This is a genomic window from Ferruginibacter sp., assembly GCF_031391665.1.
Lineage (GTDB): Bacteria > Bacteroidota > Bacteroidia > Chitinophagales > Chitinophagaceae > Ferruginibacter.
Map to the genome: position 1 here is coordinate 1 of NZ_JANMUN010000255.1, position 6,435 is coordinate 6,435.

4 protein-coding genes and 1 pseudogene are annotated in these 6,435 nt (G+C 37.6%); all 5 read right to left on the reverse strand.

The features are described from left to right. Positions 1-350, reverse strand: a pseudogene (locus tag ACY651_RS19410) (alpha-L-rhamnosidase-related protein); the annotation flags it as partial. A 326-nt stretch (positions 351-676) separates the two neighbouring features. After that, positions 677-2,266, reverse strand: a complete 1,590-nt coding sequence (locus ACY651_RS19415) for a sodium:solute symporter family transporter (protein ID WP_462255165.1) — start codon at positions 2,264-2,266, stop codon at positions 677-679. A gap of 101 nt (positions 2,267-2,367) precedes the next feature. Beyond that, positions 2,368-3,459 carry a Gfo/Idh/MocA family protein gene (locus tag ACY651_RS19420; RefSeq protein WP_462255166.1) on the reverse strand — a complete coding sequence of 364 codons (1,092 nt, stop codon included), beginning with the start codon at positions 3,457-3,459 and terminating at the stop codon, positions 2,368-2,370. Positions 3,460-3,544: 85 nt separating this feature from the next. After that, complete coding sequence (locus tag ACY651_RS19425; protein WP_462255167.1) at positions 3,545-4,990, reverse strand: AAA family ATPase; 1,446 nt, start codon at positions 4,988-4,990, stop codon at positions 3,545-3,547. A 73-nt stretch (positions 4,991-5,063) separates the two neighbouring features. Further along, the coding region (locus tag ACY651_RS19430) for an L-rhamnose mutarotase (RefSeq protein WP_462255168.1) at positions 5,064-6,435 on the reverse strand (1,372 nt) is incomplete at its 5' end.

A 6,435-nucleotide genomic window follows, 5' to 3' on the forward strand; every position in this document is an offset into this window, starting at 1 on the left:
ATGTCGGATGTTTTTCCTGTTTCATCTATCCATTCTTTATCTTCAAAAGTTACCAGCCACGATGCATCGGATGCAATTGTTTTGCCCTGTACAAATATGGCAGGCACGTTTGCCTGGTTCCACACTTTTACATTTATTTTATGTTTGCCTGCAGGCACGGTTAATTTGTTTACGCCGCTTTCAACCTGCACGCCATCTAATTTTAAATTGAATTCACCTTCTGCATACACGGTAATTTCTTCTGGTGCTGTTAAGTCAAATACCTTATGAAAATCCATGAGTACATAATGAGCATCCATTTTCCAGAAAGGAGGAAAAAAAGTATTTCTATCCGTGCGGCGGTTTTGCATTTTGTTAGAAAGGTTTATTTCGAAATCGCCGGGATACCAGATCCAGGTTTGTGCATTTGATTGATCAAAAAAGGCACAAAGAACACAAAGGAGCATAAAGGATTTCACGCAAAGTCGCAAAGGGGCAAAGGCGCTGTTTTGTATGTTGTCAGAACATTGCGTTCTTAAGAACTTTGCGGCTTTGCGTGAAAAAAAAGTTGAATAGAGAAATTTATATAGAAGAGTGCGATGCCGAGGCTGCACACAAATCTTTCTCGGCACAGGCAGCCAATGAAGCTTAATAGCATTACCAAAGCCGGGCTCAAAAGAAAAAATTGTATTCATAATTAATGAAAATTGAAAATGAGATATAAACTTAAAATTACAAGGCCTAATAAAGCAAATAATATTTTTACCTGCCTGCTGGTTTTTGGCAATTCGTTTTCTTCAATACTTGCTTTCACTTTATTTTTATCTACCAAAGAAATTATAATGGCCGACACAAATAATAATACAAACAAATAAAAAGACACTAAAAAATAATGTGGCCACCAGGTGTTGTCGCCTGTTTTAATATTGGGTGGTAATATCCATAAGTTTAACATGCCCACAAAAAGACTTATGGCAGAACCTGCAGATAAAATTACATTAACGGCAAGTTTAGTGGTGCGTTTCCAAAACACACTTAATAAAAATGTAACTGCAAGCGGCGGCGCTAAATATCCCAATATAGATTGAAAGATATCAAACAATGTTTTTCCTTCGATATTATCTAATGCTATGGCCATTAATACAGCCAGTACACAACCAACAATTACCACCACACGGCCAACATTAATTTGCTGTTTTACCGAGGCATTTTTATTAATATTGTTTACATAAATATCTTTTGTAAACACCGTACTTAATGCATTTAAAGATGAACCAATTGTTGCCACCAATACAGCGATAAGCACACAAATAACTAAACCATTTAATCCGGAAGGAAATAAGTTGGTCACCATTGTCATGTAAGCTAATTTATCATCGCCAAGATTGGGATACAACACATAACAAATTATACCGGGCAAAATAAACATAGGTAATGCCAGTACTTTTAGCCAGCCAATAAAATTAATGCCCAACTGGCCCTGCTTTAAATTTTTTGCACCCAACACACTTTGCACCATGCTTTGATCGGTACAAAAAAAAGCTACTGCCGACACCGGATACCCTAATAATATTGCATGCCATGGGTAACCGGAATCAGAAGCTGGTTTGGTCAAATTCCAAAAGTGTGCAGGAGTTTTAGCAGCCAAAGCGGATAAGCCGCCGATTTTTTGTAACCCTAAATAAGTTAAAGTAAGTGATACGACTATTAGTAATATCATTTGAAAAACATTCACTTTTGCAATAGCTTTTAACCCGCCCATGTAAGTGAACAAACCAGAAAATGCTACTAATGCGATAGTAGATTGCCACATGGGAATGCCTAAAATTTGACGCACTAAAATCCCTCCGCTAAATAAGCCTAATGAAAGCCAACTGATCAAAATTTTTATGAGTGCATAGCCTGCTAAAATATCTTGCGTACTTTTTCCGTAGCGTTTACCCATGTACTCAGGCATGGTGCTTACCTTACTGGCAATATACCTTGGCGCAAAAACCATGGCCAGCAACAATAAAAATATAAAAGCATACCACTCAAAATTGCCACCCACTATACCGGCAGTATAACCAATACTGGCAAAGGCTAATAAAGATGATGGCCCCACATTTGTTCCCCACATATTGAAACCGATACTATACCAGCTTAATGAATTGCTGGCGAGAAAAAGTGTTTCGTCTTTCTTTTTGTTTTTAAAACTCGCTATATAACCAATTACCAGCAACGCCATAAAATAAATGGCAATGATGGCGAAATCGAGTGTGGTAAGTTTATCGTAAATTTTGTTCATGCGCTTTTTGTGAGAACGGGGATTGATTTGATTTTTCTTTTGTCTGAACTGAGATTGATTTGATTTTGGGGATTAAGAGGATGTGTTATTCAAAAATCCTTTTAATCATTTAATCCTCCCAAATCCCCGTTCAGACCATATTCTTTTAAAATATCTTTCACCTTCACCGGCAATCCCGTTTGCAAACTTCTATCCATGGCTTGCAACAATGCAACCGTTCCAATGCCTTCCTTTAAATCGGGATAAGCCGTAAAATTTTGTTCAATGCTATCAACAAAATATTCCAAATAATTTTGGTACTCGCCGGCATGATGACTTTGACCTTCGAAACGGAAATAATATTTTAAAGTACTATCGCCCCAGGTAACTATTTTTTCTTCGCCTTCTTTTGTTGTTACGGCATAACGTAATTCGTGATAATCCGCCTGGCTTGCACCTAACGTACCACGTAAAACGCAACTCATACCGCTGTCTCTTTTGGTGGGTTGTGTTGGGCCGGTATAACTGCCGCTTACTCTTGCTATTCTACCATCGGCAGCTTTAAAAATAAAATGCATGGTATCTTCATTTTTTAAGCCAGCGGTTTTTCCATTGCTGCTGATCATACCATAGCCCATCACTTCTTCTATATTGGGTAAATAATATCTTATAAAATCTACCGGGTGACTTAACCCTCCGTACAACCATTTAAAAGATTTTTCCAGCGCCCATTTCTTTTCTAAAAACCAGCGGTGATCGGCATTGTAATGACTTTCGATAGTTATCAAATCTCCAATAACACCTTCTTCAAAATCTTTGCGTTGTCTTTTATAGGGTTCAAAAAAACGGGAGCTTTGTCCTACAAAAACTTTTTTACCGCTTTGTTTTTGCAGGTCGATCAATTCTTTTGCTTTGCTTAAATCATCCATAAAAGGTTTGGTGCAGATAACATGTTTGTTGTGCAGCAAGGCTTGCTTTATATGTTCGGCATGTAAATGATCGGGTGTATAAATAGCAATGAGATCTATTGCTGCATCGTTCAGCATTTCATTATAATCGGTAGTGTACTCATACATTTTAAATTCATCGGCTCGTTGCACACACAATTCTTTGTTGGCATCGCAAATCATTTTTAGATTTACTTTATTGCTTTGCAATGCTGCAGAAATGGTGCTGCGGCCTTCGCCTAAACCTAAAATTCCAATAGTAAGCATGAGTATTTACCTGTTTAAAATTTACCGTTACTTTTTAGTTTGGCTATAACTAGTAAAAAATAGGTAGTTATAGCCAAGTCAAATTTTATTGCAGCAAGCCATAATCAACCCGTTTAAATAATGCATCCAATCTTAAATCGTTTTGCACAAGGCCGCTTGAATGTGCATTTTGCTTTAATCCAAAAGTGGTTATCATAGTAAGAAATAAGGCTTTTCTTGTGCCTGTTTCTTTTCTAAAAATTCCCATTTTATTCCTCAACTCCATGGCGTATTTTTTTTCAATAACAAAAGGATTAATTGAAAATTTCATTTCACATAAATTAATCACCATATCCTTTCTATCAATTACCAGATCTATTTGCGCCCCTCCGTCCTTTGCTGCACTTCGCCACGATGAACTGTATGTTTCAACCCCGCCAATGCCCAGTGCTTTTTTCAGTTGCTCAATATGGCAAAGGCAAACCTGTTCAAAGGCATAACCACTCCATGCCCGGTGTTTAGGTGTATCAATACTGTTCAGCCAGTTATTTTTATTATCTGCCTGTACATCTTTTAAATACCGCATGTAAAAAAGCGTATAAAAATCTACCAACTGGTAAAGACTGTTACGCATTTTTTTACCAAACGGTACATACTTTTTTATAAACCCGCTTTCTTCCAGTTCATTTAATATTCGTGTGGTGCTGCCGGCATTAGGCAGTTTTGCGCCTTTCACAATTTCATCTCTTGTAAGCCCGGCAGCTTTTTTTGCCAGCACCTGCACCACACTTACATGCTTATCCCAATTGGTAAATAACGAACTGAACAAATTATTAAACTCCGTACGCAGCAATCCATTTTCCGAAAAGCAAATACGTTCAATATTTTGTGCCGCACTTAAACGCCGCTGTACCTGCTCCCAGTAAAATGGTATGCCGCCTAATACCATATACAGTTGCGTTATCTGGTACCTGTCGAGCACCGAACCCTTTGCTTTTAAAAACAACTCACACTCATACAGGGTAAACGGTACAATTTTTAACCGGTAAGTAACCCTGTTGTGCAGGCCACCTTTATTGTTGATGAGCTTATTGATCATCCACGACGCAGCCGAACCGCAAACAATTAATACCACATCTTTTCTTGCCGATGCCCAATGATTCCAAAAATGCTCCAGCGCCGGAATAAAGCCTGCATTGGTAGTATCAAACCAGGGCAATTCATCAATAAAGATCACTTTCCGTTTCTGTTTCGATTTTTCCACCAGGCCAGTCAATAATTGAAAAGCCGCCTTCCAGTTTGCCGGTTTTTCAAATGTTGTTTTACCGGCCAGTTTTTTATAGCAATCCGTAAAATTTTGTAATTGCTGAGCCGTACCGGCATTGGCCATACCAGTAATGTAAAAACTAAATTTATCTTCAAAGAAACTTCTTACTAAAAATGTTTTACCTACCCGCCGCCTGCCGTATACCGCTACAAACTCCGACTTATTGCTTTCCATTACCGAGTGAAAGAAATCAATTTCACTTTCCCGGCCGATGATGTTTTGCATTACTGTATCTTTTTGGTTTGGCTATAAATCTACAAAATATACCACTTATAGCCAAACCGAAAACTGCGGGCCTTTACAATCGCTTTAAAAAAATCCATGTTTCTCCCTTCTTTGTTCCCTCAATCCCTTCCTGGTATTTACCCATTATTTTATTCCATTCATCCACTCTTGGATTATTCTCCACCGTCTTCGGATTTAATTTATCCAAACTTTCTCCCTTAGCAATACTTATCACCAAAACCAATTGCCTGCCGTTTTTATAAATTAATAATTGCTGGAAACTGGCATTGCAAAAACCTTTGGAAAGCTCCGGCCATTTTTCAAATTGAGTGGCGTGGTAGTTTAAATATTCCTGCTGCAGTTTTTTATCGGCCACCAAATTGCAGGTAAGTAAAATATGATCCCACGCTTTTGCATTGCTTTTATCTGCACAATAGTTTCTGTTGAATTCATAAAACATATCGTGGTACACTTTTACCTCTGCATTGGGGAAATTATTTTGCAGCCGTCCCTGCATTACTGCAATATCCTGTATTGCGGCAAAAACTACATAATGGTTTTGCCATTGGTAAATAGCAGCCGTATCAATATTATTTTTAAAAAGAAGGGTTTTTAATTTTTGCACATCCAGTGTTTCATTTTCTTTTACAATCAATTCAATTACTTCGTTGTGCTCTTTATTAATGGCAAGATAATTGAGGTGTGCAGTTTTTTCTTTTTGCAGGGACTGATATTCATTTTCCAAACCTGCATTTTGTTTTACGCCAGCACTTACATCCGGTCCGTTATTGCTCCATACATTACCGGGGCCATTAGCATTTTGTAAATATTTTTGAGAAGGCGTCCAGTTATCTTTCACCGTAAAATAAGAAGAGCCTTCATCGGTGTAAATATAAAACCAATGCGAAGGCAAATGAGCATACTGTGCTTTGTAAATACTGTCGATATAATTTTGTGTGATGAATGAATTGGGTTGAGCACTCAATGTATAAATGCCACTGCAATCGTAATTGTGTTTACCGTAATGATGAATACTGTTTTTAATAATGTTATTATTTTTCATAGCATTCGCTGTTGGGCTCCAGCCCCAACCCATGCTGATGCCACTGTAAGCAACATTTTCAATTTCGTTATTTGTTACTAAAGAATTTTTGGTGTAGCCCAAACCAATGCCTACACAACTCCAGTCTTCATTAGTAGCATCGGTAATTAAATTATTGCTGATGGTCATTTTATCACAAACTTCTCTTTCATCTTTGGGGTTATAAGGCAAATGAATTTCTGTAGCGGCATTAGAATATACGCCGGCAAGAATAGCAGTGCCGCCAATATCTTTAAACAAATTTCCTTTGATGAGATTATCATGCACTGCATTGTTATAATCTAATCCTGTTGAAGCCAAATGTTCAAACCGGCAATTTTCAAAATTAATTTTATCAGCAAAA